The organism is Armatimonadota bacterium, from assembly GCA_036504095.1.
GTDB lineage: Bacteria > Armatimonadota > DTGP01 > JAKQQT01 > JAKQQT01 > DASXUL01.
Window position 1 is genome coordinate 184,589 of record DASXVS010000045.1, and the last position, 25,684, is coordinate 210,272.

The following is a 25,684-nucleotide window of genomic DNA, read 5'->3' on the forward strand; positions in this document are numbered from 1 at the left end:
CCCATTGAAAGGAGTATTCGGTCCAATGCTAAAGAAACTAGCCATTGTCCTCGCATGCGCCGTCACGGTCGCGGTTGCGGCCCGCGCCGTCGACCCGGCGGTTTATCAGAACACCCGCGGCAGCTACTATGTCTTCAACTACACTGCCCCCACCGCGCTGGCAGCCCTTGATGACGGACACCTCAATTCACCCGGCGCCGACATCACCAGCTTCACCTTTGGCACCTCCCTGTCGCCTCTCGGGCTGGCGCCCGATGGCAGCGCGGTAAAGGTGGATTTCGACGCCCTGATCAGCTTTTACATCGGTAAACCGCTGGGTACGCCGTTTACCAGCGCAAAAAGCGCGGCGAATCTGATTGCCACGTACCGTATCCCGTTCCGCGCAGTTTCGGCCCCCGCGACGAACGCTCAGCTCAATGCTTGGTCGGTAGCCGCCAGCTTCACGATCCCGACGCAGGATTTTGCGATTGAAGAACTCTTCGTCACGCCCGACGGCACTTCGGTCAACGACATTACGGACGTTGTGAATCCGTTCATCGCGGCCGGCAACGCCGCCCCCTCCGGCGTGAACGACGCCACGGTCGGGTCAAGTGCAGACCTTATGTATACGGACGACAGCTATGACGGCCTGTACGATGCGCCCACGGCGCCTACATCCTTCGGTGACGGCGTCCATAACGCGAGCCTGTACCTCCGCCTCCGCGGCACTCCGCACAGTGCCGCCGTTCCGGAACCCGGCACACTGGCCCTTCTCGGCACCATCGCGCCCCTGGCGGGCCTCGTGATTCGCCGCAAACGCGCATAGGTCTCTTCTTCTGAGAGAAGCACAGGCAGTGGGGAGCCCATCCGGGCTCCTCACGTGCTTTTTTGGCGCGCCGTCGTCGCGCCCCTCGCTGGATGCGGGATGCCGATACCTGCTACCATGGTTTCAACGCTGGGGGAGTCCTATGGCGGACTGAGAGCCCGTAAGGGCGACCCTTTGCACCTGATCCGGGTCATGCCGGCGTAGGGAAGCGCCAGTTCTCCAAATCATTGAAGGGCCGCGCCTCTCTCGGGCGGGCCCAATTCGCATTTTGGAGAACACGATGTCCGAGACATCCGCACGAAATGACGCAGCGGCGCCGCTGGTAATCAACGGCGTGACGCTTAACTCCCGCCTGTTCCTTGGCACCGGAAAATACCGGACCAACGAGGATATGAACGCCGCGCTGGAAGCCTCAGGCAGCGAGCTGATTACCGTGGCGCTCCGCCGCCTCGACCTCGACGATCCCTCGAAGAAAACGCTTCTGGATTTCATCGACTGGAAGAAATACCGAATCCTGCCCAACACGGCCGGATCGAAGACCGCGGAGGAAGCGGTGAAGACGGCCCGGATGGCCCGGGCGATGGGGCTCAGCGACTGGGTTAAGGTCGAGGTGATACCCGATCCCAAGTACCTGTTGCCGGACCCCGTTGGTACACTGGAAGCCTGCGAGATCCTGTTGAAGGAGGGGTTCACCGTTCTCCCTTACATAAACGCAGACCCGATCCTCGCTCAGCGCTTGCAGGACATGGGTACCCACACCGTGATGCCGCTCGCGTCGCCGATCGGCAGCGGGCAGGGGCTTGTGACGTGGCGCCAGATACAGATCATCATTGAGAACGCGACGGTGCCCGTGGTTGTAGACGCAGGAATCGGGTGCCCGAGCGACGCGGCCTTCGCGATGGAACTCGGGGCCGACGCGTGTCTCGTCAACACTGCCGTCGCGCGGGCAGGGGACCCGGCAACCATGGCCAAGGCGATCGCGATGGGGATCGAGGCCGGCCGGATGGCGCACTTCGCGGGCCGGATGCCGGTGCTCCCGTTCGCGAGCGCAAGCAGTCCGACGGAAGGTCTCATCAACGTCAAATGAGCCGCCTCCCGGAAGGCCCCATCCTGATCGTGCTTACAGATCCGGGCATACCGGACCTTGATGCGCGTGTGGAAGCGGCCATCGCCGGAGGCGCCCGATGGGTGCAGTTCCGGGACAGGTCCGCTGAGCGCCAGAAAGCCGTCCGATGGGTCCGCCGCATGAAGGAGAGCCACCCGGACGTGACCGTGTCGGTGAACTACGACCTGATGGCGGCCCACGAGGCAAACGCAGACGGATTCCATATGCCCGCGGGCGTCGAATGGCTTGCGGATGCCCGGATGCTGCTGGGATTCAAGGTCTTGATCGGGCGTTCCGTGCACCCCGGAGAGGTGGAGCCGGAGGTTAATCACCCTCACGCGCCGGGGCTGGACTACGTGACCTTCGGGAGCGTGTTCCCCACGGAGTCGCACGCCGGTGGCCCGGTCACTGGTTTGGCGGGATTGCGTCACGCTTGCTTACATACCGAAGATTGGGGAGCGGAGTGGGACGCCGACATCCAGGGCAGCGGGATGCGAAACCGGCGCAATACCGGCAAACCGCTGCCCGTGATCGCCATCGGCGGCATCGACGAATCCAACGCAGGAGACTGCATCCGTGCGGGAGCGGCTGGGGCGGCGGTGATACGCAGCGTTTTGCTGGCGCCGGACCCGGCCGTAGCGGTCGCCGGGATTCTGAAAGCGATGAGGGAGGCGGTATGACAATCACGGTTAACGACAAGCCTTACGTTTCGGAACAAACAAGCATCGAAGGATTCCTTCGTGAGCGCGGTTTCGAACCGCGGCTCATCGTGGTGGAACTGAACGGGGAGATACTTCAGCGGGCGCATTGGGACGATGTCTCGCTGAAAGAAGGCGACATCCTGCAGATGGCGCACATGGTCGCGGGAGGTTGATTTGAAGCGTGACGTAGCGATTATCGGCGGTGGAATCATCGGCTGTGCGACAGCCTACTATCTGGCGAAGCAGGGTGCATCCGTCATACTCCTGGAGCGCGGACGTATCGGCGAGCAGGCGACGGGCGCTTCCGCCGGGATGCTGGCGCCTATCGCCGAGGCCAAGCGCCCCGGCGCGTTCCTGGACGTTGTGGTGGCCGCACTGCGTGATTACCCGACCGCGGTACGCGAGGTCGAGGCGGCTTCTGGCGTGTCGACCGGCTATTTCCTGCGAAGCATCCTGAGGGTCGCATTCAGCGAAGAGGACGAAGCAAAGTTCGCGTTGGCGCTTCCGATGTATGAACTGGCCGGCCTGCCGCACAAGCGACTGGACGGGGCGCAGGCGCGCGAAGAGGAGCCAGCGCTCGGAGAGGGCGTGGTCAGCGCGATACTCTCGCCCGAAGAGGGCCAGGTTCTTCCCCGCCAGTTGGTCCAGTCATACCGCCACGCAGCGGGCCTGCTGGGCGCCGAGTTCCGCGAGGATGCGGAAGTTATGGCGCTCGAAACATCCGGCAGGTCCGTGACGACGGTCAGGACACTGGACGGCAGCATCGACGCCGATCGCGTGGTCATCGCCGCCGGCGCGTGGTCATCCCGTTTTGCCGGGCCGTTGAACACCAGTATTCCCGTTTTCCCCGTGCGCGGGCAGATCGCCGCCATCAAGGGATTGTCCATTCCCGTACGGCACGTCCTCTATTCGTATGGTGGGTACGCCGTGCCGTGGCCGGACGGAAGGCTGCTTGTGGGCGCTACGCAGGAGGAAGCGGGATACGCGCCGCACACGACCGTTGAAGGTATCCAGCAGGTCCTGAACGGCGGGAAGCGGTTGGTCCCACGCGTGGCAGACGCGGAACTCGACGAGACCTGGGCGGGCCTGCGCCCGGGCAGCCCGGACGCTATGCCGATCCTCGGCCCGGCGCCCGGATGGGATAACGTGTGGCTCGCGACGGGGCACTACCGGAACGGCGTTTTGCTTGGTCCGTACACGAGCCGGCTGGTCGCCGAATCCATGGCCAGTAACGCGGTGTCCGCGGCCCTGGAACCGTTCCTGGTGTCACGCCTGGCCCAATAGGGCGGTCGATTACTTATGCACGGGAGGGCGAGGGGGGGGCTGGTGCGCCCGGAGGGATTCGAACCCCCGACCCTCTGTTCCGAAGACAGATGCTCTATCCACTGAGCTACGGGCGCAACGCCACTGCTATTATAACACGCTCAGCAAGGTATCTTTCCCGGCCGCGCGGCACAGCGTCATCGCAATACGCCGAAGGTGATCCCACGGCGTTTCAGATCACGAAGAACGTCCGGAAGGATATCCTGCGTCTCCGAGACCCCCGCGTGCAGAAGGAGCACCGTTCCGGGCCGGGCGGCGGAACTGATGCGGCGTTTCAGTTCGATTTCGCCGGGCCGGGTGTAGTCGAACGGGTTGACTGTTTCCACCGATTCCGATCCGCCACTCAGTCGGAGAAGTTTTGTGCTTCCCGGCGGACGGTAAAGCGAGGGCGTCACTCCCGCCAGGTTTTGCAGGATCCGGGCGCAGCGGTCCAGTTCGGGGTGGTCCGCGTTGTGCGACCACGAGTGGACCTGAAGAAGGTGGCCTTCCGCGACCGCGCGCCTCGCCGCCTCCGGACGGGCCTCCACGTTGCGTCCGATGCAGAAAAAGGTAGCGCGCACTCCGGCGGCGCGCAGGATATCGAGCAGACGGTCGTCGTTATCCCCTGAAGGGAAATCGTCGAACGTGAGGCAGAGCGGTCGGGCGGTTCCGGCGGCCGCGCCCGCCAATGTCGTTCGGACCGCCGCCAGTAGGTCCTCGCCGCGCACGATGCCCTGGGAGGCAAAGGTGACGCACCCATTCGGATCGAGCACGAGTGTAAACGGCACCGCGGTGACACCGAGCGTCGCGCTCAATTGCCGGCCCGTGTCGAGGAGGACCGGGCCGGGCAGACGCCCGAGACCGCGCTCCGGCCACCTCCCATCGACGGAGATGGTGAGGAATGTCACGGGCAGGCCGGCCAGCGCTGAGTGCGATTCGCGGATGCGGCGTCCCTGCTCCTTCCAGGTATCGCACCAGAAGGCGCAAAACGAGATGATGGTCACCTTTCCGGGCCGCCATGCCTCCACGCCACCGGCCTGCCGTGCCAGCGCGAACGGCGCGATGGAGTCTCCAGGCGCAGGCGCGCCAGATGTTGTGGCGCATGAAACCAGGCAGGCAAGTAGAAGGAGGGGGCCCTTCACGGCCGCACCTCGAGCGTTTGCGGGGATGAATGGCCATTCACGCCGGGCCGGCGCAGGACTTCCGAAACCGCCGGCGGGGCCGTCACGCGCCCCGCGGATTCGGCCCTGATGTAATAGCGGAAGGTCTGCGGACGGCCGTTTCCGCGCAATTCGTGGATCACCGCGCCGTCTCGCACCTCTTCCCGGACTCCCGAGTACTCGCCGTCCGCGAACTCGAACCCGGCCGGAAGCGGCTCCGTTACACGAAGCGCCCCGGCCCGATCGTCCGGCCACACAACGACGGTAACGCGAACCGGGCTGGCCGCCGGGATGCTATCGGCCACCCTGTTCCACACACCGTTTGCGTCCTGTACCTCCAGGCGGCGTAGAACACGCACTCCGTGGTCCGCCTCATCGGCGGCGGTTCGGTAGACGACCGCTTCAATGGAGGTGAATGCTTCGCCTTCGCCGGTCCGCTTCAGGGTGAATGTGTTGGTGTCGGCCAGCACCCGGCGCGGCACATCAAACGTCACGACGTCGCCCGAAAGGCCGGTCCTCCCAGCCACCCCCTGGCCGTTCACCACAAGAGCGGTCGTACCGGATCGGGCAGGGCTGGGATGGGCGGCAAGCCATGTGGAGAGGGCATACGCGGCGACCGCGTCATCGCCGGTTGAACGGCAGCAGACTCCCTCATCCGGCGTCGCGAGACGGAGAGCCATTTTCGGGGCCAGATCGCTGTCCGGTTTGAGGAGCTGAATGTCCGTCAGCGCCTGCGCGGTTGTCTCGACCTCGGTGGCGTCCCAGCCGAGCCGTTCGCCGGCGGGGACGTACGCCGTGTCCGGTCCGATCGCCGCGGAGCTGAGGGCGGACGCCATGGCGTCCTGAGCAGCCGCGCGATTGCCAACAGCCAGCCAGCCCTCGTCGAGGACAAGACGTGCGTATGGCGAAAGGAACTCACCGCGCCGGCGCACGTCATCGAGGAGCCGCGGCCCGTCTGAATGCTCCGAGGGCGACGGCCCCGCCTGCTCACGGGCCAGCGCGCTTTCCGCGAGAGCGACCGCCGCCGAGAGGAGCGCGCGATGCTCCCACAGCCCCGTCTGCCCGACCATATAGACACCTCCGCTCGCGCCACGGCGCAGCATCGGGCGCGGTACGGGCAGCCCGGCGCTGGAAGCCCGGGCAAGGGCTGTCAGTGCGTGAGCCGTGATCTCCGCATCCGCGGGGTCGTCCTCCCACCAGCCCCAGGCTCCGTTCCCTTGCTGGTTCCGCGCGAGAAGCGCAACGGCCTCGCGGAACACTTTTGGGTCTGCGGTTACGCCGGGCGCGGAAGCGGTCAGCAGTTGGTCCGCCGCGTCGGCAGTCCCAAACGCGCGCGTGGCCAGTAACCGATGAGCCATATCGGAGACGACTCCGGCGAGGCCGGTGCGCACGGTGACCTTCACCTCGCTCGCCGGCTCAATGCGATCCGACGGCAGCGTGAGCGTGGATGTGGATTCAGACGTCATCGTTGCGCCCTGCCGGATGCGCTCGGCGACACCGTTCGGCACGATGCGGATCGGCACGCGCAGGGCATCTGAGAAATCCTCTCCTTTGTCGGCGGGAGCGTCCGCGGCGATGGCCCGGGCGGTGAGCGTCGCCTGGCCGGAATCCGGCAACGTATCAGCGTTCAAGGTCCACTCAACGATGCCCTCGCCATTCGCCGGGACCGTGACGCGCTTCATGGTTTCCCCTTCCACGCGGGCTCCCTCCGAGGAGAGCATCGCCTCGAAGACATGGGAGGAATCCGTGCGGTTGTTTACGGTGCCCCGAAGCGTGATGCGGTCACCCGCGGCCATCTGTCGTGGGGTGGCAAGCCTCAGCATTACTGGACGCGACACCCGCACGCTCGATGTGGCGCGCCCGACGCGCGTGTCACCGGTCACCGCCGTGGCTGTGGCGCGCCAGGAGGTGAGATTGCCGGGGATCTCCACTGTGAAGGCCGCTGTTCCGTCCGGACCCGTGACAGCGTGAGGCTGCCAGAGCGCCGTGTCCACGAACCGTTCGCGCACGGGTGCCGTGGCATTCACCCGTTGATACGCGCCCCCGGACACCTCTTCCGGCGCCGAAAAGGCGGTCGTGACCGCATTTGGCCGCAGCCCCCAGAACAGTGTGAAAGGATCCGGCGTGGTGTCCGGGCGTACCGCGTAGATTGCCTCATCAACGACCGTGACAGCGACATCGGCGGAGACCGGCATCCCGTCTTGTCCCCTCGTCGTCAGGACGTAGCGGGCGAGATCGCCCGGCCGGTAGTCGTTCCGCTCCGGCTTCACGGTAACCGACAGGTGTCGTGACTTGTCGGGCACGCGGACGAGAGCGCTGCCGGAAATCAGGCCGTTTCGCGTCCATTGAGAGGCGGTGATCTGAAAATTCGGCGACATCGCAAGGCGGGCCGGCACGGCCCATGCGCGCCCGCTTCGGCCCGCGGGCAGCATCGCGACGCGCCACGCTTCCAGCCCTTCGGCTGTTACCAGGATGGGCCGCTCCGGAGTGTTCGTGGTAATCCAGACGCGCACGTTCTCGCCGGGTAGGTATGCGCGGCGGTCCAATCGAACCGAGACCGATGGGCCGGCCTGCATCCGCTCGGGTTTCGTCGTCGGTGAGGCAACCCAAACGGACATGGCCGCGTTCGCGACCCGGCCGGTGCCGTCCGGCGCAACCGCGCGAACCGTCTGGGATCCCTCGGCTCTCGCGGGGACGCGGGCGACTGTCATCCCCGAGGTGGGGACGTTTACCGTTGTGCGCGCGATCTCCCGGTTCTGGTAACGACCCGCCACCTCATCCCAGACGGCGTGGCTCACGATCAGCGTCACGTGAGCCGAGGTCGGCTTGCCGTCCAGATCGACCGCGAGTATCTTGACCGGGATGTTGCTGCCGAGCGAGGTGAAGAGCAGGTCGGTGCTGAGTGCGATGCGCTTCGCGGCGCCGTAGACTTGAACGCCGGCGGATGCTTCGACCTGACGGCGTGACGCATCGGTCACGGTGCAATTGATGTCGTAACGGGAATCCGGCAGATCCTTTTGGGCTGGGACGGTGATGACGGCATTTCCTGACTCGTCGGTTGTCACGGTGCCTTCGGCGACAAATGGGTGGGCATTGTAGGTATCGTGCGGGTAGAGGTTGCCGTCGCCTCCCGAATACCAGGATTCGCCCTCATCAACCGCACCGTACGGCGTTGGGCTGCGCCGCACCTGGTAACGGATCCCGGCTTGCGGGAGAGGCGCGCCGAAGTAGTAGCGCGCCTGCAGCGCGAATCGAAGCGTTTCTCCGGCCAGATATCGCTCCTTCTCCGGGCGCACCGTCACCTTGAACTCCGGTTTCCGGTAAGCCGCCACCGTGAATTGGCCGTACGCTGTGTCTTTGCCCGTTCGGATTGCGATGGTGTACGGCCCGATGCTCCCCGCTTCCGGTATGTCGACGCGGCTGTCGAGCGTGCCGACCGCGTTCGTGGAGATTGTCTCTTCCGAGAGTGGATTGTCCTTCGCGTCGCGCACTTGCACGCTGCACGTGGTGTCCGCCACGGCCGTATAGCCGCGTCCTTTTGTCCGGCGGAGGATGGCTTTGAAAAATACAGTCTGGCCCGGCCGGTAAACGGGGCGATCCGTCTGGAAGTGCATGGTGAGCGCACCGTCCGGATCCGAGACGCCGATCGGCACGGCGGCCAGGTCACCGTGGTACCGGATGATGACCACCTGATCTGTCGCGGCGGGCGCCGGAAACTGCGCCAGCCCGTCGGCTCGTGTCGATGCTCCGCCGAGGCGCTGGCCGTCCCGCCAGTAGAGGCCGGCGTCCGCGCCGGAAACCGGCGACCCCGTCTTCACGTCGGTCACCCACGCGGCCACCGCGCGCGGCGAGCGCTTCACCACAACGGCCAGGTCGGTGACGTTCACCACCGCCCAGGCTGACGCTGCTCCAGCATTGAGCACGAGCAGGTACACCCCCGGCGACAAAGGCGGCAGGTTGACCTGCCGGCTGCGGTACACATCGGCCTGATTGGGTGAGGGGCGCTGGCCCGGCGTGGACGCGCTGACGCTCCACGACTTCACCGGTGCCGCGCCCGGCAGCGGGCGCTTATGCTGGCGGTCGCGGTTGAGAAGCCAGTCCAGCCCCTGCACTTGAAAGGCTTCAATCTGTACCACGGGAACGTTGCGCGTGTTGATCGTAAGCCTGACCTTCGGCCCGGGTGCGGCATCCCGCGCTACCCAGGCTTCGATCTGGGGTGGAGCAATGGCCCGCGTGGAACCGGCGGCAGAGAAGACGGCCATCAGAAGGAGAACGGTGCGTTTCATCCGCGGTACCTCTCAGCTATCATGCGAAACAGTTGGACGCTTGCTCCCTGGGTTTCTCCCGCCTTGGTGTAAGCCCACCGCAGGCGCACGGCGGGGTCCTTACCCTCCCATGGGAGAACGACGCCGCATCGTCCACCGGACCGCAGCACAAGCCCAGCCGACGGAGTGAGACCGGAGACGTCTCTTATGGGCTCCAGACGGTCCATGATGGTCACAGTTACCAGAAAGCGCTGCGTATCCGCGGGGGTGAGGCGGCGGTAGCGAGGATCGTGCACGGCGGCGGCTTGAGCGGCCAACACCACCTCCGCCTCCAACGAGCCGGTTCGCGCTTCGAGGCTGCCACGGCAGCCCAGCACGCGCCCATCGCGCTCGATCGTCACAAAGACGGGGCGAGGGGGCGCCTGCGGTCTCAAGGCCGGAAGGGGTGTTCCGCGTGCGGCGGACACGACGGCGCTTCGGGCCAACGCGATCAGGGCAGCCGGCTGAGGCCCGACAGGCGGGCAGAGCGGCTGCGCGGGCTGTCGGGCGCCGGCAGGATGTCCAAGCAAGAGGCACGCTAGAATCGTTCGCGTCGTTGGCATGCGTATACTCCGGGGTGGTAGTTTCAGAAAGGGAAACGCAAGCCGCTCCTCGGTGTCACGTGATGCCGAACCCGAGGAGTTCGGGCCGGGGACCGGAATTGCTCGGACCGGCCTCCGGCCCGAGCCGGAACCGTCGATGCGCCAGGCAGCGACAGGGTCATTCTCCGTGGTGGTCCGCCCGTCCGTGGAAACACGCCCTGACACGTTTCCTTGCGCGAGTGGGACGGGCAATAATGAACGATATGTGTGATCGCACGATTGGCTTGCGCCGCGTGCAGACACTCCACGCGGCGGCGCCTTCCGGATGGGCGTTTCCACGCCGTTGATGCCGTCCGCGATGGACGGAAAGGGTCGCGGGCCAAACGGCCGCGGACGTGAATCGGGACCGGGGCATTGATGGCCGCGGCACTACCTGCCAAGGAACGGGCAAACGAAGATGACAGATCGGGACGTGCGGGACGCAATAGAAGGTCGGAACATACTCGTAACTGGAGGTACCGGCAGTTTCGGGCACCAGATATTGAGAGATCTATTGCCTCTGAATCCGGATTGTATTCACATATACAGCCGCGACGAGAAGAAGCAGTACGACATGGCGATGTCCTACCGGCAGTGCAAGAATCTGAAATTCGACATTGGTGACGTCCGAAATCTGGAAAGAACGCGGGATGCGATGCGGGGTATCGACATCGTGTTCAACGCGGCGGCCCTGAAACAGGTCCCGAACTGCGAATACGCTCCCTTTGAAGCGGTCGAGACCAACATTATCGGCGCTAACAACGTCCGTCGCGCCGCCATAGAAGCGGGCGTCAAGACGGTCGTCTCGATCAGCACGGACAAAGCGGTCAAGCCGGTGAACGTCATGGGGATGACCAAGGCGATCCAGGAGCGGATCATGCTCGACCCCACTTATTCCGGCGGGAATACGAGGTTCCTCTGTGTGCGCTACGGTAATGTGCTCGGCAGCCGTGGCAGCGTTGTGCCGTTGTTCTTCGATTACATTCAGAAGGGAACACCTCTGCCGATTACCCATCCCGACATGACGCGCTTCCAGTTGACTCTGAAGGAAGCGGTACAACTGGTCTTCCGCGCGACAGTGGAAGGCGAGTCCGGCGACCTCTGGGTACAGAAGATGCCCGCGGCGCGCATACCGGACCTGGGTCAGGCGCTGGCCTATGGCCTGACGGGACGGCGGGACTATCCTCTCGAGGTCATCGGCATGCGTCCCGGTGAGAAGATGCACGAAGTCCTGGTTTCCGAGGAGGAGATGTGGCGCGCCACCGAGTTACCGGACTACTACCTGATCCCCTCCTGGGCAAAATCGCAGGAGAAGCAGGCCACCGGGAAGGTGAACGTGTCTGAGTATTCCTCCGCGGTGACCCATCAGCTGACCCATGACGAGATCTGCACCATGCTGGAGGCCGATGGGTGGTTTGGGCCCGGCGCCAAGGCAAAGGCCGCCCACGGAGTCGAGATAAATGAGAACTGACCGCGCGCCCATCCCGCTGTTCAAAGTGTTCCTGGCCCCTGAAGACGTTCTCATGCCGCGCCTGCGCGACGTGCTCTACAGTGGTCAGATCAGCGAAGGCGAAGCGGTCTACGAGTTCGAACGGCAGTTTTCCGCGTTCGTGGGACTCCCGAACGTATTGTCCTTCTACAGCGGAACGGCGGCGCTCCATGCGGCGCTGATCCTTGCCGGTGTTCAGCCCGGCGATGAAGTCATTTCGACGCCCATGACTGCGGAACCGACCAATATGGCCATTCGCCACGCCGGCGCAAACATCGTGTGGGCCGATGTAGATACGGCGAACGGAAACCTGACGGGCGAATCCATTGCCGAGATGATCACCCCGCGAACCCGGGCGATCATGGTCGTTCATTATGGCGGCGTCCCGGCCGCCATGCACGGCATCCGGCGCGTCTCCGAAAAGGCCGGGGTGCCGGTGATAGAGGATGCCGCACACGCGCTCGGCGCACGTTATGGCAATCTTCCCATCGGCGCCCTTTCCGAGCACGCCATGTTTTCCCTTCAAGCGATCAAGCATATGACCACCGTGGATGGCGGAATGCTTGCCTGCAAAGATCCGGATGACCTGCCAAAGGGGCGTTCCGTGCGATGGTTCGGCATCGATCGTCAGGCGCCGCGCACCGAAGTGGACGTCAGCAGAGTTGGCTACAAGTATCACATGAACAATGTGAACGCCACCATTGGACTGGCTCAACTGGAACACATCGAGCCGGTAATCGAACGCCACATCGCCAACGGCCGGTACTTTGACGCAGCCCTCCGCGGGATTCCGGGCCTGGACGTCTGCACCTGGGACGAGGCCGCCGAACCTTCTTACTGGTTCTACACGGTTCTGGCGGACCGAAGGGATGACTTGGCGCGATATCTCACGGAGCACGGGATCGGAAACTCGCAGGCTCACAAGCGTAACGATCTGCATTCGGTGTTCGCCTCAAGCCGCCGCGAACTCCCGGGCCTGGACTCATTCTACTCACGCATGCTCCACATACCCTGCGGTTGGTGGGTGAGCGATGAGGATAGAGAGTTCATCGCTGATACGATCAGGCGGGGCTGGTGATCCGGAGCCGTCGGCCGTCCCTGCGGCGTCGCAGGCAGCACCCGAGGGGCGGTACTCCTGACGGTATAGGTGGGGCATGATCCAGGCGAACTCAGTCAAGAACATCCCTCTGTACCAGGTTGGCATTCCGCCGACCGTTAGTGAGCCCGTTGCACAGGTGCTGGCGTCGGGGCAGATTGCCTACGGGCCGAACGTGGCGAAGTTTGAGGACCTGCTCCGCGGATACCTCGGCGTTCCCTGGTTGACGGTTAACGGCGATATTTCTACAGCGCTGACCCTCTGCCTGTTTCAGGCGGGAGTGCGGCCCGGCGATGAAGTCATCATGTCGCCGCTCGTGTGTCTGGCAACCAGCTGCCCTGTGCGGAATCTGTTCGCCAACATCCGGTGGTGCGATGTGGATCCGACCACCGGCAACATCGACCCGGCGGACCTCGAAAAGAGAATTACCCCGCGAACAAAGGCGGTCGTCGTCTACCACTGGGCGGGCAATCCCTCCGATCTGCAGGGCATCCAGGCTGTCGCTCGAGCCAACAACGTCGCTGTGATCGAGGACGCCGGCGAAGCGCTTGGAGCGGAATACCACGGAAAGAAGATTGGGGCGGGCGGGTCGGACTTTGCCGTGTTCTCGTTTTACGCCAATCGCCACCTGACGACCATCGACGGGGGCGCGATCGCCTGCGCGCGGGAAGAGGACTGCGAAAAGCTGCGGTGGCTTAAGCGCTATGGCATACACCAGCCGAGTTTTCGCGACGCGGACGGCGAAATCGATCCGGCGTCGGACATCCCGGTGGCGGGTTGGAACAGCTACATGAGCCACGTGGCCGCTACGATCGGCCTCGCGCAAATGGACCAACTGCCTTCGATAATCGCCCGGTACCAATCGAATGGATTGTATTTTGACGAACGGCTCGCCGGGATTCCGGGCGTTACGGTTCTGAATCGCCCGCCGGACTCACGGTCGGCCTACTGGGTCTATACTTTTCTTGCGCGAGACCGCGATCGTCTCATGAGGAGTCTTCGTCAGCATGGGGTACAGGCATCCAGAGTGCACTTGCGCAACGACGTCTACTCGGCCTTCGGGAGTGCGCCAGATAGCCTTCCGGGTGTGGATTCATTCTCGAAGCGTTGCCTGAGTGTGCCTTCCGGTTGGTGGGTAACAGATGAGGACCGCGCTCGGATCCATGACGTTATTGCGGATGAGGCGTGATGAGGCCCGGGAACAATACGCAATTCAATGAAGACTGAAATCCGGGGGTGCAGACCCGAAGAACTGCCCGCGGTGATCGAGGGCATCGATCAGGAATTCATAACCAGCAAGCACCGTGTACTGTCCCTGGCCCAACGGTTCCCCGGCACACTGTGCCGTGAGAACACTCCACGAATACTTGTAGCGATATCGGAGGCTGCTATCTGCGGGGCCCTCTCCATCAAACCGTTCGAATGGGCAGCGCCAGAGCGCAACTGGCACGGGGCAATGATCGGGATGGTCTGGGTCGATGCGCAGTACCGCGGAACGGGAATCGGCGGTCGCCTTTTGTCTTCGGCAACACATTTCCTGTACGATTCAGGCGTAGACTTCGGCGTCCTGTGGACGGGAACGCCGGGGTTCTATGAACGGGCCGGATGGCGGCTGAACGATTCTGGTCTTTTCGGCGTGGCGGCAAACCATGCTGGGTGCACATCCGGCGCCGATGTTTCGTGCCAGCCTCTCGTTTCCGTGGATGTGGCGTGGCTCGAGAATTTGCGGTCACGTTACCTCCCGAAGCGTGTTGTCAGGAATGCCGCCGACTACCGTACCGTTCCGATTCCCGCCACCCGTGTGCTTTGTTTCTCCGCGATGAACCCCGACGGCAGCGGAGGCTATGCGCTGGTCGGCGAAGAGGATGGCGTTGGATACTTGTACGAGATGGTGGCGCCTCCGGCTCTCTGGGACCGGATATGGGGGGCTGTTGGCGAGCGCTTCGCCCGGGTCTATGTAAACGGGCAAGTGGACGACCCGTTCTCGGAGTGGCTTGCTGAGAGAGATTTCGTCGTGTGGGAGCCGCAGCACAAGACAATGTGGCTCAGCGTAAACGGTTCTATAGGTGAAAGCGATTTTGATGCCTGGCATATACCTTACTTTGACTGGATATAGATGATACGACAGAACATCATATCCAATGTGATAGCCCGCATATGGGGCGTCATCTCGGTCTACCTGTTTGTTCCGCTGTATCTGAAATTCCTCGGAATCGACGCATACGGCCTTGTGGGATTCTATTCCACGTTGGTCGCCGTGTTCGCTTTTGCGGATATGGGGTTTTCGGCCACCCTCAACCGCCAGATGGCCCGATTGACGGTGCGCGAAGACTCTGCCGGTGAGATGAGGGACTTGCTGCGGACGTATGAGACGACGTATCTGTGTATCTCGTTTGCGGTAGGCGTGATCTGTTGGGCCCTGGCTCCGCTGATCGCCGAGCACTGGCTGCGCTCCAAGGTTCTGGGGCCGCACGAAATGTCCTCCGCGATCCGCCTGATGGGGGTGGCCATCGCTCTGCAGATGCCCACCGGACTCTATACAGGCGGGCTGATGGGGTTGCAGAAGCAGGTCCGCGCGAATGTCCTTCAGGTCGGCTGGGGCGCATTCAGGGGCTTCGGAGCGGTATTGGTCCTGTGGCTTTGGGCTCCGACCATTTTCGCATTCGCTTTGTGGCAGCTGATCTCCAATGCCCTCTATTGCGTCCTCGTTCGATTGAGCCTCTGGCGCACCCTGTCACCGGACCCGGCGCAACCCCGGCCGCGGTTCAAATGGCAGGTGTTCAACGACACGTGGCGTTACGCAGCGGGCATGGCCGGGATGGCGGTCGTTTCCACTCTCCTCACGCAGGCGGACAAGTTGACGGTCAGCAAGATGATGACCCTCGAGGTGCTGGGGTACTATACGCTTGCCGGCGCGCTGGCGTCGCTTCCCCTGATGCTGGCTAGTCCCATAGCCTCCGCCGTGTTCCCGCGGCTTACCGGTCTCGTCGAAATGGGTGACCACACCGGCCTCGTGCGGCTCTACCACAGGACCTGTGAACTGGTAGGCGTCGCGATCCTCCCGGTGGGGTTGACAGTCGCGTTTTTCGCGGGCGATTTCGTTTTCGCGTGGACGGGTTCCGCGGTCACCGCCCATAGGGCGGGTCTCGTAGCCTCCCTGTTGCTCGTGGGTCAGCTGATGCAGGCCCTCACCGTCGTGCCATTCTACCTTGCCCTGGCGCACGGCAACATCAAGCTGAACATACTCGTTGGAGTCAGCTCAGTAGTCCTGATCACACCTCTACTCTTCTTCCTGATAAGGGCTTATGGGGTCGTAGGCGCGGGAATGTCCTGGGTGATCATGAACCTCTGTACTTTGCCGCCTTATATGTACCTTCTGCATAAGCGCTTCGTTCCTGGCGAGCTTCGCAAGTGGTGTCTCGGGAGCGTCGTCCGGCCATTCATTACCGCTTTTCCCTTCGTTTTGCTTGGCCGCTGGCTGGCGCCTCACACAGCCTCGCGATTGATGTCGTTCTTCCTTATCGGCATCGTGGCGGGCGTGGCCACGGCGGCGACGGCGTTTGCCGTCCCCGAACTGCGCGACCGCGTCCTGATGCGGACCCGCCGGGCCTTTGGAGTCTCATATGGAACGGAGTAGCGCCGCTTCGCCACTGCTCAGCATCGTCATCGCGACCCGCAACCGGATACCATTTGCGATTTCAGCCATTCAGAGCATCCTGGAAATCCCCGATCCGAGGCTGGAACTGGTTGTACAGGATAACAGCGAGTGCCGGGACCTGGAAGCCTATGTCCAGGAAAACGTAAAGGATACCCGATTTCGGTATCGATACACACCGCCGCCTTTCTCCTCGATCGACAATTTCAACGCGGTGCTGGAACTGGCCACGGGCGAATATGTCTGCATGATCGGTGACGATGACGGTGTTAACCCGGAGATACTTGAGGCAGCGGAATGGGCCAAGCGGGAAAACGTTGATTCCCTGGGCGTTCGGACAGTGGTCCATTACCTCTGGCCCGACACGGGTGTCCCTGCCACGCTTTACACCAAAGCTACCTCCGGGTGTCTTCAGATCAGCCCGTTCAGCGGTGACCTTCACGATGCGGACATCGAAAAGGAAATGCGAAATCTGGTGCGCAACGGAGGGTTGTACTACCTGGATTTCGAGCTGCCCAAGCTTTACCATGGCCTTGTGCGCCGCTCCTGCCTCGAGTCCGTTCGTGCGAAGACAGGAAACTACCTTGCGGGCCTGAGTCCGGACGTTTTTGCCGCGCTCTCGATCGCGAACGTCGGCAAACGCGTTGTTGTCACCGATTATCCGCTCACGATTCCCGGCGTGTGCGGCGTCAGCAGCTCGGTGCGCGAGGGCTTGCTCAAGAAACCTTCAAAGGAACTGAAAGACGCGCCGCATTTCCGCGATAGAGGCGAGTACCAATGGTGCGAACTCGTTCCCCGAATCTACGCCGCCGAGGCGATCTGGGCTGATTCTGCGGTTGCGGCCCTTCGCGCCATGGACCGCGACGATCTGGTGAGCCAGTTGAACCTGCCCAGACTGGCGGCCTATTGCATCGGAGCCAATCGCGGTGTCGCCGGGCCCGTGTTGCGCGACATGTTCAGAGGGATCCGGATCACGGGGAAAAACCCCGCCGTCGCCGCGATTAAGTTTGCGTGGGGATACCTGACAGGCCCGGGTGTGAGGTTTGCGCGTCGGGCATGGAACCGCCTTCTGATTCTCACGGGGAGGCGCTCCGTGTACAATGCCGTAGGGTTGGAGAACATGGTTGAGGTTACACACGCCCTCACTCACTATCTGCAGGAGAACGGGCGGAGTTTTGCCGAATGTGTGCGTCGCGCGAAATGACAGGTTACCGTCTGTAAACCTCCGTTAACTCACGGCAAGACGCTGACGGTCACGGGTTGAGCGTATCGGGACGCGACGCCGGCGACATAGCGCTTCCAGCCTTCCTCGGAGCGCAGGGCGACCGGCAGGGTCATCGCCGGATCCAACCCCAGAACGCTGTCACCATCCGGCTGTTCCTGGTCCCACGCGGAGACGACACGCCATTGGGTCGTTATGGTTCCATTCATCGTCGTCACCGGCACGCGAACGATGTGATCCGCGGCATCGGGCAACTCGTCCGCCGATCCGCCGGCACCTGGAAGCACGATGATCCCCAGACCGAGGTTCTGGTCCGGATGCGCTTCCGTCGCTGTCGCGCCAGGCATCAGGGCTTGGTGACCCCAGGTTTCCGTGTAACGGGCCTGCCCGTTCTCTAGAGCGACTCCGGACGAGAACGCGACGCCGGGTTTTCGGGGAAGGCCGGTAATGAGTGTCACGCCGTTCGCGTTTCGGGCCGTGATCGCATGGTCGAACCAGTGCTGGCCCGCCCAGACGGTAACGCGGCTGTTAATGTCCACCTTCTTCCCCGCCACGCTCCAACCCGTGTAGATCAGGTCGAAGATCGCGCGCACCGGACCATCCGCGATGACCTTCCACTTGCGATCCGTCACTTCGCTGATCTTCACCGCCTTTCCGTCGACATAGGCGCCCGCCGAACCTATGCCCAACGCATCACCGATCTTGAACGTGTCGCGGCCGATGGGCGACTCGGCGTGGTAGTCCACTCCGGGCTGGGCGAAGTAGTCCAAGGCAAGGCAGTGCTGACGCTTACCATACATATCGAACGCGTTTCGCGCGTCGAAATACATGCGCCAGGCCACGCGGTCGCTCTCCCAGCCCATCCCTTCGTACTTCGTCTGGAACGAGGCGTGCGCGCGCTTCGGAAATGATACTCGCAGGGGTTTGATGAGTTCTTCGGCGCCGTAGGAGATGGTCACGACCTTGGTGGAAAGGGGCGCCAGATCGACCTCGAAGGCGATCTCGTCCGCCTTGCCGTCGCCGTCAAGATCGTCCGCCTGGCAAGCCAGAGGGCGGGATGCCTTCGCGCGTGCGTCATCGGCCGGCGTCGCGGCGTCGCTGGTTGTGACGATGAACGAGGTGGCCTTGAAGTCCGGCGCAGCTTTGGCGATATCCGCAAGTGTGATGACGATCGGCTCGTTTGGGCGCGCGATCGCAGTGGGGTTTCGCAGCGTTACCTTGATCTGCTTGACTTGGTTTTCCTGGCCTAACACGGAAGCCCCTGCCAGCAGGAACATCGTGACGACAGCGGTCCGGAACGAATAACGTATGACCATAGTGATCTCCCTCGGGGTTCAGCGCCCCATCCAACCGCCATCCACCACCAGGACGTGGCCGTGGATGTACCGCGAGGCTTCGGAAGCGAGGAAGACGGCGACTGGTCCCAGGTCTTCCGGCGTACCCCAACGTCCGGCCGGGATGCGCTCCAGAATCTGGCGACTGCGGGTCTCATCGGCGCGCAGGGCCGCGGTGTTGTCGGTGGCCATATAGCCCGGAGCGATGGCGTTCACATTCACGCCCTTTGGCGCCCATTCGTTGGCGAGCGCCTTCGTGAGCCCGGCAACGGCGCTCTTGCTGGCCGTATACGCCGGGACGAAAACCCCGCCCTGGAACGACAGCAGGGAGGCGATGTTGATGATTTTGCCGCTGCCGCGTTCCAGCATGTGGCGGCCCGCTTCCCGACAGAGGCGCCAGACTCCGTTGAGATTGAGGTTGAGGACGTCCATCCAGTCCTCGTCGGTGAAGTCTACTGCTGAAGCGCGCCGGATCATGCCCGCGTTGTTCACGAGGATGTCGATGCGACCGAAAGCGTGGATGGTTGCGTCCACCAGACTGGCGGGGGTCTTCTCGTTCCGGAGGTCACCGGACAGGCCGAGAGCTTTGCGGTCGTTCCCCTCGATAATGCGGCAGGTATCCAGTGCGTCCGGGTGGCCATGGCAGGCGACGTTGGCGCCGGCCTGCGAGAGCGCGAGCGCCATCCCCCGTCCGAGGCCGACGCCCGCGCCGGTGACGAGGGCAACCTTGCCGTCCAATCTGAAATCGTCGAGAACCACAACGGTGTCCTTTCTACTCGACATCGGCCGGCTTCAGCCTGGGGGCCAGCAGATGGATGATCAGCAGCGCTATGATATAGCCGCACCCGGCGATCAGGAAGAACGGCAGGTAGGAGTCCTTATGCGATTTGAGATAAGGTCCGACCCGCAGAGTGAGAAATACGCTTCCCGCCGCGCCCCACATGCCCCCGAAGCCCACGACGGAACCGACCGCCCGGCGCGGAAACGTATCTGAGACCAGAGTGAACAGGTTGCATGACCACGCCTGGTGCGCCGCCGCCGCCAGCGCGATGAGGCCGACCGCCGTCCACATCGATGTGGTGAACAGCGCGCCGATAACCGGTACCACGCAAACGGCACAGATCAGCATTGCCGTTTTGCGCGCGGCGTTCACGCTCCAACCGCGACGGATCAGGTCCGAGGACAACCATCCGCCCGCTACGCTTCCGATATCGGCGGCCACATAGATGAATACCAGCGGCGCGGCGATACCCTCCAGTTTGACGTCGAAGCGGTCCTTAAGGAAGATACCCAGCCAGAACAACCAGAACCACCACACCGGGTCCGTGAGGAATTTGCCGATGGAGAATGCCCACGTCTGGCGGAACGGAAGGATGCTTGCCCACGGTATCTTCGTGGCCGGCTCAGGGGGGTCGCTGAGGATGTGGTCCAGTTCCGCGCGCGTGAGACCCGGGTCCTCCTCCGGTTTGCGATACATCGTTAGCCAGAAGGCCAGCCAGGCGAACCCCGCCGCCCCGGTTGATATGAATGCCCATTCCCAGCCCCACCAGAGTGTGATGTACACCGCGGCAAGCGGCGCCAGGACGGCGCCGACGTTGGTGCCGGCGTTGAAAATCCCGGTCGCGAGGGCGCGTTCCTTCCGCGGGAACCACTCCGCCACCGTCTTCACCGCTGCCGGGAAGTTGCCGGCCTCGGCGAGCCCCAGCAGGGAACGGGCGACCGTAAACGTCAGCACCGTCGCCGGAATGAACGCGGCGACGCCGAACCACGGCACCTGCGCCGGCAGCCATCCCGCGATGTGGCGTGCCATCCCGGTCGCCATCGCCGCGAGGCTCCAGAGTCCCACGGCCCATGCGAACCCCTTGCGTGTGCCGAGCCTGTCGATCACTCCGCCGCTCGCGACGAGGCCGATCGCGTACGCCACCTGGAACGCGGTCGTAACGTAGCCATACTGGGTTTTGTCCCAACCCAGGTCTGCCATCAGGCGTGGGGCGAGGGCGTTGATGATAGCGCGGTCCAGGTAGTTGACGGTCGTAGCGAAGAACAGGAGCGCGCATATGGACCAGCGCCGGTTGCCCAAGCGAACCGTCGCGGGAATGGTGGCTCCGGTCATTTTCGGCTCGCCTCCAGGCCGCTGCCGCCGGCGGCGAAGTCGGGTTGAACGTTCACCACACCGAACTGGCGGTCCTCCACTTCGCGGTGCGCGGCCATCATCCAGATGAACGTGATGCTGTGCCCGGGACAGGCCACGTTGGGGTGGTAGCCGGCAGGCATGATCACTGCGTCCCCCTCGCGCACTGCGCCGATGAACTCCATATTGAGCGGGTCGGTATACACGAACTGCACCCCGAAGGCCGGCGCGGGCATCTCGCAGTACACGTAGAGTTCCTCGAGCATATCCGTATGTTCGTGCGGCGGCCACGAAGCCCAATGTCCCGGATCCGTCGTGGTGATTCCCATCACGATCCGGCCGGCCGTAACGTTCTTTCCCAGGAGGATGTTCAGGTGCCGTGTGCTGGCCGGCCCACCGGCCGTGAAGACAAGCGTCGGGTCGTCCTTAACGGATGTGTAGGGCACGTACTGAACGGGATAAGCGTTTTCCACGTCCGCGGAGCACTCCGCGAGGTCCAGAACGGAGGTGGTCGAAACCTCAACCTGCGTTGAGCGCGGGATGTAGATCGAATCGTATCGCTGAAGGCCATAGGTTCGACCGCCAACGGCAACCGTTCCTTCACCGCTGAGGCACATCAGCCCGATTTCGCGGCCGCCCGTGTCGAACCCGACCCTCGGTTTCGTTTCGTTGAGCCGGATGCGCGCGTAGCCCAGGTGCTTCATTGCGCTGTTGGCCTGCGTCACGGCCTCGTACCGGCCGACGTGGCTGTGTGTCCCGTGGTAGATGAGATTGGTCTGCAGCTGTTCCGTGTTCATGCGCACTCTCCTCGCGTATTTCGAACTATCTCGACGTAGTCCCGCGCGGCGTCGGTGATCTTTCCTGCGTTCCCGGCCCGGATCGCCGCGAGGTCCACCAGGTCCCCGCCTACACCGAGCGCGAACGCCCCGGCGCGAATGAAGTCGGCGGCTGTGGTAAGCGAAACGCCGCCCGTGGGGATGAGGTCGATCTGGGGGAGGGGACCTTTGAGCGCCTTCAGATAGGACGCGCCGCCCACGGCGCTGCACGGGAAGACTTTCACCGCGTCGGCGCCGGCCTGCCAGGCAGTGACGACCTCAGTCGGAGTCAACGCTCCCGGGACGACCACCACCGAATACCGGCGGCACATTTCGATGGTCGCAGAGTTCAGCGATGGGGCCACCACGAACCGCGCTCCGGCGAGGATGCAAGCGCGCGCCGTTTCGGGGTCCAGAACGGTACCGGCTCCCACTACGACCTCGTCTCCGTATCGCACGCACACGGCCCGGATCACGTCGACCGCGTTCGGGACTGTCATGGTAATCTCCAGGATCGGGATCCCTCCGGCGCGGATGGCGTCGGCCACGGCCATCGCTTCTTCCGGCGACGTGGCGCGCACCACCGGGATGATACCGACCTCGCGCAGCGTGCTCAATGTCTCCGATTTGTTCATCGTCGTTACCTGTCTACCCGGGCGCCGGCACCCTTCATCAAGCGCTCAACCTCGGTCAGCGTGGCCATCGTCGTGTCGCCGGGCGTCGTCATGGCCAATGCGCCGTGCGCAGCCCCACAGTCGACGGCCCATTGGGCCCCTTTGCCCGCCAGGAACCCATAGATCAACCCGCTCGCGAACGAGTCGCCCCCGCCCACCCGGTCGAGGATCTCCAGGCCCTCGCGTCGCGGCGCTTCGTGGAACTCCCCGCCGGCATAGCAGACCGCGCCCCAATCGTTGAGCGTCGCTGTGCGGGCCGCGCGAAGTGTGGTCGCGACAACCTGGAAGTTGGGATACTCGCGGATGGCGCGCTCAATCATCCGCCTGAAGGCCGATAAGTCGAGATCGGCGAACGCTTCGTCGATGCCTTCAGTCTCCAGGCCCAGAGCAGCGGTGAAGTCCTCTTCGTTGCCCAGCATCACGTCGATGAGCGGGGCAAGGCCGCGATTGACGCGCTGCGCGGCCGATTGCCCTCCCACGCCTTTCCACAGAGAAGGACGGTAATTCAGATCATAGGACACGATGGTCCCGTGCCGTCGCGCGCACTCCATGGCTTCGCGGGCCACAAGCGGTGTTGACTCGGAAAGGCCGCAGAAGATCCCTCCCGTGTGGAACCAGCGAGCGCCCTCCGCGCCGAAGATCCGCTCCCAGTCGATGTCGCCGGGCTTGAGCTGGGAGGCGGCGGTATGCCCGCGATCCGAGCAGCCAACCGCGCCCCGCACGCCGAATCCGCGCTCCGTGAAGTTGAGCCCGTTCCGGACCGCGCGCCCGATGCCGTCGTAGGGCACCCACCCAACGTGACTTTGGTCCACTCCGCCCTGGTACATCAGGTCCTGGATCAGACGGCCCACCGGATTGTCGGTCAGGGCCGTGACGATGGCGGTCTCGAGGCCGAAGCACCGCTTGAGCCCGCGCGCCACATTGTACTCGCCGCCGCCCTCCCAGCACTGGAATGTCCGCGTTGTGCTGATCCGGCCGTCACCCGGGTCCAGACGCAGCATCACCTCGCCGAGGCTCACCAGGTCCCAGCGGCATTCAGCCTGCGGCTTGATAGTCACGGTTCGCCTCCCTTCAGCGACAGCGTGTGGTGTTTGCCATCCGGTCCCTTGAACGTGAGCGTGATCGAACCCCCCGACTGGGTCACGCGTGCACTCTTAGCCAGAGCCGCGGTCTCCCTGACCGTGCCGTCCAGCAGAATGAGGCCGGCCCGCTCGGAAACGATATCACCGGTCTTGAACGCGCGGCGCTCGCCATCGTACGATCCGAAGAGTATATCCTCCCGCGCGCCCGGACGGTTCGGCTTGCCGGCCGCACGATACACGATGCTGCCGCGAAGAGAGACCAAGCCGAGGCGTCCGTCCACGTTCGCCCAGTTTCCGATCAACGGCACGTCGCGTTCCAACCCTGCTTTGATCTCGGTCTTCTCCGGCCCGGAGGTCAGCTGACGGCTGCCGCCGCTTACGTCATCGTTCTCAATCGCGATGGGCAGGCCGCGTTCCAAGGTAATCACGACAGCGCGCATTGCCGTTACCCTGTCAACGTACGCCAGGACGCCCGGCGCGACCGACAACACGGCCATCTTCTGGCGCAGCGCTCCGTCATTGATTTCCGCATCCAGGGTCACGGCGAAGCCGGTTCTGTCGGTCTGGACCGTGTGGTCAAGCACTTTGAACCGCGCCGCTTCTGCGCCAGACTGGCCGTCCACCGTGAACCGCCCAACCAGGCTGCCCTGCCACGGTGTGGTGACGTAAGGACGATCTAGGTGTTTCGCCGATTCCGGCAGGGCGAGCCCCATCAGTTGGTGGTTCCAGGAAAACGACGTCAAACCGCGCGGCGTTCGATGAACGACGAAACCGGCCCGGTCAAACGCCTTTGCGGGTGTGAGGCCACGCACCATACGCCCCCATTCGGCATCGGTTGAGGTCTTCGGCTCGCCGAACTGCTCGTGCATCATCGCGGCGAAGGTGATCCGCTCCGCCTGCACCGCTTCGCGCGCGAAGCCGAGATTGCCGGAGTCGCCAACGAAACGCCCGCCGCCGTTCAGCAATTGGCGCCGGCGCGCATACCCTGCCATACGCCGTTCCAGTAGCGCCGCCTCCGGCAGGCTGTACAGGGTGGCGAGCATCGCGAAGTAGTGGATGTGCTCGTAATCGTGCAGGTCCCAGTCGAGCCCCTGCGGGTAGAGCCACTCACCGTCGGCGCACACGATATACCGGAGCATTCCCCAACCCTTCAGCACGCTGTGCTTCAGTCCTCCGGGAACCGGCCTGTCGGCCAGCCTGAACGCCACCGCCGCCTGGGCGTTTGTGGCCGGACCGACCATCGCGTACACAGGGTGGAAGATGCCGTGGTTCTCCAACGTGAAATCGTCGAAGACCTGCGCCGTCGTAACCCAGTCACAAACGCGTTTGCCGTCGACGATGGTACGATCGTACTTATCGGCGGAGCAGGACAGCGTGTTGAATCCCCATCGCGACACCGTTTCCCGCCACATGGCAGAGTGGGGGTGTTCCGGCATGAGAAGCAAGGCGGATGACGCGGCGGTGAGGTCCCAGGCGTTCTCCTCGGCCTTGGTGTCACCCGTAGCCATGTTGGGAGGGGCCAGGTCGTTGAAGCGGTCTGCCTCGGCGGCGACGCACCGCTTGACCGCGGCCATCGTCTCGGGGCTCAACGCGTCCTTTACCAGAAAGGCCGCGACGCCGACGTTGCCGGCCCACATGGCGCTCTGCCACGAATTCCCCCAGTGTTTGCCGTCCGTGCAAACCGCTGGGCCCGTCACATGGGTCTCGGCGCACCAGCGCAAGGCGGGGTCGATGCGCGCGGAGACATGGTCGCCGCGCCGGTACAGATAGGCGTACGCCACGGCTGTCGTGCTTACCGCGCGGATGCCTTCGTTGTTCCAGTCGGATCTGCCGGTGCCCCAATACCCCATTCCGGGCTGCCCGGGTGCGTCGTGCCACAGGGTCTCGGCGTAGCGGATATAGTCCTTCAGCATCGCGCGGTAGGTAGCGGTGGCGGCCTCTGCCGCTCGGGCGCGGGGCGCGGGACGGCCAGCCAGAATGAGGGCGGTGGTCAGGAGCAGCGCCCGCAGGAACCAAATACGCTGCCGCCGCTTGCCCTGGGGCGACCGGACGGAGGGGAACAGGGCACGCCGGCGGTTCGGGTGCTCTGGCGCCGCGCTCTCTACGGTTCCGCGGAACAGGTCGGGCATTGCGACTAAGGGATAATGGACGGGTGGTCCGGAGGATTGTTCTTGAAACCAGTATGTCCGTGGAACGTGCGGAAATCCATCCTGCGGGACGGATCATCG

21 protein-coding genes, 1 tRNA gene and 1 riboswitch are annotated in these 25,684 nt (G+C 63.8%); of the genes, 11 read left to right on the forward strand and 11 right to left on the reverse strand.

The window, feature by feature from the left end:
• Positions 1–25: 25 nt before the first annotated feature.
• The 5 genes from VGM51_10680 (at position 26) to thiO (ending at position 3,895) form a co-directional block, all read left to right on the forward strand.
• Entirely contained in the window at positions 26–805 is a 780-nt protein-coding gene (locus VGM51_10680) for a PEP-CTERM sorting domain-containing protein (GenBank protein HEY3413502.1), read from the forward strand.
• Positions 806–926: 121 nt separating this feature from the next.
• Positions 927–1,029: riboswitch (TPP riboswitch) on the forward strand.
• A gap of 56 nt (positions 1,030–1,085) precedes the next feature.
• The gene (locus VGM51_10685; protein HEY3413503.1) at positions 1,086–1,892 is read left to right on the forward strand and encodes a thiazole synthase; all 807 of its coding nucleotides are present in this window, start codon (positions 1,086–1,088) and stop codon (positions 1,890–1,892) included.
• The gene (locus VGM51_10690; protein ID HEY3413504.1) at positions 1,889–2,590 is read left to right on the forward strand and encodes a thiamine phosphate synthase; all 702 of its coding nucleotides are present in this window, start codon (positions 1,889–1,891) and stop codon (positions 2,588–2,590) included. The genes VGM51_10685 and VGM51_10690 overlap by 4 nt, the downstream gene beginning before the upstream one ends.
• Positions 2,587–2,784, forward strand: coding sequence for a sulfur carrier protein ThiS (thiS, locus tag VGM51_10695; GenBank protein HEY3413505.1), 198 nt, complete (start codon positions 2,587–2,589; stop codon positions 2,782–2,784). Before VGM51_10690 ends, thiS begins: the two co-directional genes overlap by 4 nt.
• A 1-nt stretch (position 2,785) precedes the next feature.
• Positions 2,786–3,895, forward strand: a complete 1,110-nt coding sequence (gene thiO / locus VGM51_10700; protein ID HEY3413506.1) for a glycine oxidase ThiO — start codon at positions 2,786–2,788, stop codon at positions 3,893–3,895.
• Positions 3,896–3,935: 40 nt separating this feature from the next.
• Here thiO and VGM51_10705 read toward each other — a convergent pair.
• The 4 genes from VGM51_10705 to VGM51_10720 all read right to left on the reverse strand — a co-directional run bounded on the left by VGM51_10705 (position 3,936) and on the right by VGM51_10720 (position 9,940).
• Positions 3,936–4,011 (reverse strand) — tRNA-Arg (locus VGM51_10705).
• 60 nt (positions 4,012–4,071) lie between these two features.
• Positions 4,072–5,055, reverse strand: a complete 984-nt coding sequence (locus tag VGM51_10710) for a polysaccharide deacetylase family protein (GenBank protein HEY3413507.1) — start codon at positions 5,053–5,055, stop codon at positions 4,072–4,074.
• Positions 5,052–9,359: an MG2 domain-containing protein gene (locus tag VGM51_10715; GenBank protein ID HEY3413508.1), complete on the reverse strand. Its 4,308-nt coding sequence runs from the start codon at positions 9,357–9,359 to the stop codon at positions 5,052–5,054. Before VGM51_10715 ends, VGM51_10710 begins: the two co-directional genes overlap by 4 nt.
• On the reverse strand, positions 9,356–9,940 hold the full coding sequence (locus VGM51_10720; protein ID HEY3413509.1) for an AMMECR1 domain-containing protein: 585 nt from the start codon (positions 9,938–9,940) through the stop codon (positions 9,356–9,358). The genes VGM51_10715 and VGM51_10720 overlap by 4 nt, the downstream gene beginning before the upstream one ends.
• A 436-nt stretch (positions 9,941–10,376) precedes the next feature.
• Here VGM51_10720 and VGM51_10725 point away from each other — a divergent pair, with 436 nt between their 5' ends.
• From VGM51_10725 to VGM51_10750, 6 genes are all read left to right on the forward strand, one after another.
• The gene (locus tag VGM51_10725; protein ID HEY3413510.1) at positions 10,377–11,429 is read left to right on the forward strand and encodes a polysaccharide biosynthesis protein; all 1,053 of its coding nucleotides are present in this window, start codon (positions 10,377–10,379) and stop codon (positions 11,427–11,429) included.
• Entirely contained in the window at positions 11,419–12,525 is a 1,107-nt protein-coding gene (locus VGM51_10730; GenBank protein ID HEY3413511.1) for a DegT/DnrJ/EryC1/StrS family aminotransferase, read from the forward strand. The genes VGM51_10725 and VGM51_10730 overlap by 11 nt, the downstream gene beginning before the upstream one ends.
• A gap of 76 nt (positions 12,526–12,601) precedes the next feature.
• Positions 12,602–13,732, forward strand: coding sequence for a DegT/DnrJ/EryC1/StrS family aminotransferase (locus VGM51_10735; protein ID HEY3413512.1), 1,131 nt, complete (start codon positions 12,602–12,604; stop codon positions 13,730–13,732).
• A 27-nt stretch (positions 13,733–13,759) separates the two neighbouring features.
• Positions 13,760–14,659, forward strand: coding sequence for a GNAT family N-acetyltransferase (locus tag VGM51_10740; protein HEY3413513.1), 900 nt, complete (start codon positions 13,760–13,762; stop codon positions 14,657–14,659).
• Complete coding sequence (locus VGM51_10745; protein HEY3413514.1) at positions 14,660–16,180, forward strand: oligosaccharide flippase family protein; 1,521 nt, start codon at positions 14,660–14,662, stop codon at positions 16,178–16,180. It abuts the gene before it with no gap.
• A complete protein-coding gene (locus VGM51_10750; GenBank protein ID HEY3413515.1) occupies positions 16,167–17,402 on the forward strand; it encodes a glycosyltransferase in 1,236 nt (411 codons plus the stop codon). Before VGM51_10745 ends, VGM51_10750 begins: the two co-directional genes overlap by 14 nt.
• A 29-nt stretch (positions 17,403–17,431) precedes the next feature.
• On the opposite strand, the gene VGM51_10755 is transcribed toward VGM51_10750, so the two are convergent.
• Genes VGM51_10755 through VGM51_10785 form a run of 7 tightly spaced genes read right to left on the reverse strand, consistent with a single transcriptional unit; the run spans position 17,432 to position 25,585 of the window.
• The gene (locus VGM51_10755; protein HEY3413516.1) at positions 17,432–18,736 is read right to left on the reverse strand and encodes a DUF4861 family protein; all 1,305 of its coding nucleotides are present in this window, start codon (positions 18,734–18,736) and stop codon (positions 17,432–17,434) included.
• Between the two features lie 18 nt (positions 18,737–18,754).
• Entirely contained in the window at positions 18,755–19,537 is a 783-nt protein-coding gene (gene kduD / locus VGM51_10760; GenBank protein ID HEY3413517.1) for a 2-dehydro-3-deoxy-D-gluconate 5-dehydrogenase KduD, read from the reverse strand.
• Entirely contained in the window at positions 19,527–20,867 is a 1,341-nt protein-coding gene (locus VGM51_10765) for an MFS transporter (GenBank protein ID HEY3413518.1), read from the reverse strand. Before VGM51_10765 ends, kduD begins: the two co-directional genes overlap by 11 nt.
• Positions 20,864–21,682 (reverse strand): 5-deoxy-glucuronate isomerase, encoded by an 819-nt coding sequence (locus VGM51_10770; protein HEY3413519.1) that lies wholly within the window; start codon positions 21,680–21,682, stop codon positions 20,864–20,866. Before VGM51_10770 ends, VGM51_10765 begins: the two co-directional genes overlap by 4 nt.
• Positions 21,679–22,335 (reverse strand): bifunctional 2-keto-4-hydroxyglutarate aldolase/2-keto-3-deoxy-6-phosphogluconate aldolase, encoded by a 657-nt coding sequence (locus VGM51_10775; GenBank protein HEY3413520.1) that lies wholly within the window; start codon positions 22,333–22,335, stop codon positions 21,679–21,681. The genes VGM51_10770 and VGM51_10775 overlap by 4 nt, the downstream gene beginning before the upstream one ends.
• Before the next feature lie 5 nt (positions 22,336–22,340).
• The gene (locus tag VGM51_10780) at positions 22,341–23,432 is read right to left on the reverse strand and encodes a sugar kinase (protein HEY3413521.1); all 1,092 of its coding nucleotides are present in this window, start codon (positions 23,430–23,432) and stop codon (positions 22,341–22,343) included.
• The gene (locus VGM51_10785; GenBank protein HEY3413522.1) at positions 23,429–25,585 is read right to left on the reverse strand and encodes a hypothetical protein; all 2,157 of its coding nucleotides are present in this window, start codon (positions 25,583–25,585) and stop codon (positions 23,429–23,431) included. Before VGM51_10785 ends, VGM51_10780 begins: the two co-directional genes overlap by 4 nt.
• Positions 25,586–25,684 lie beyond the last annotated feature (99 nt).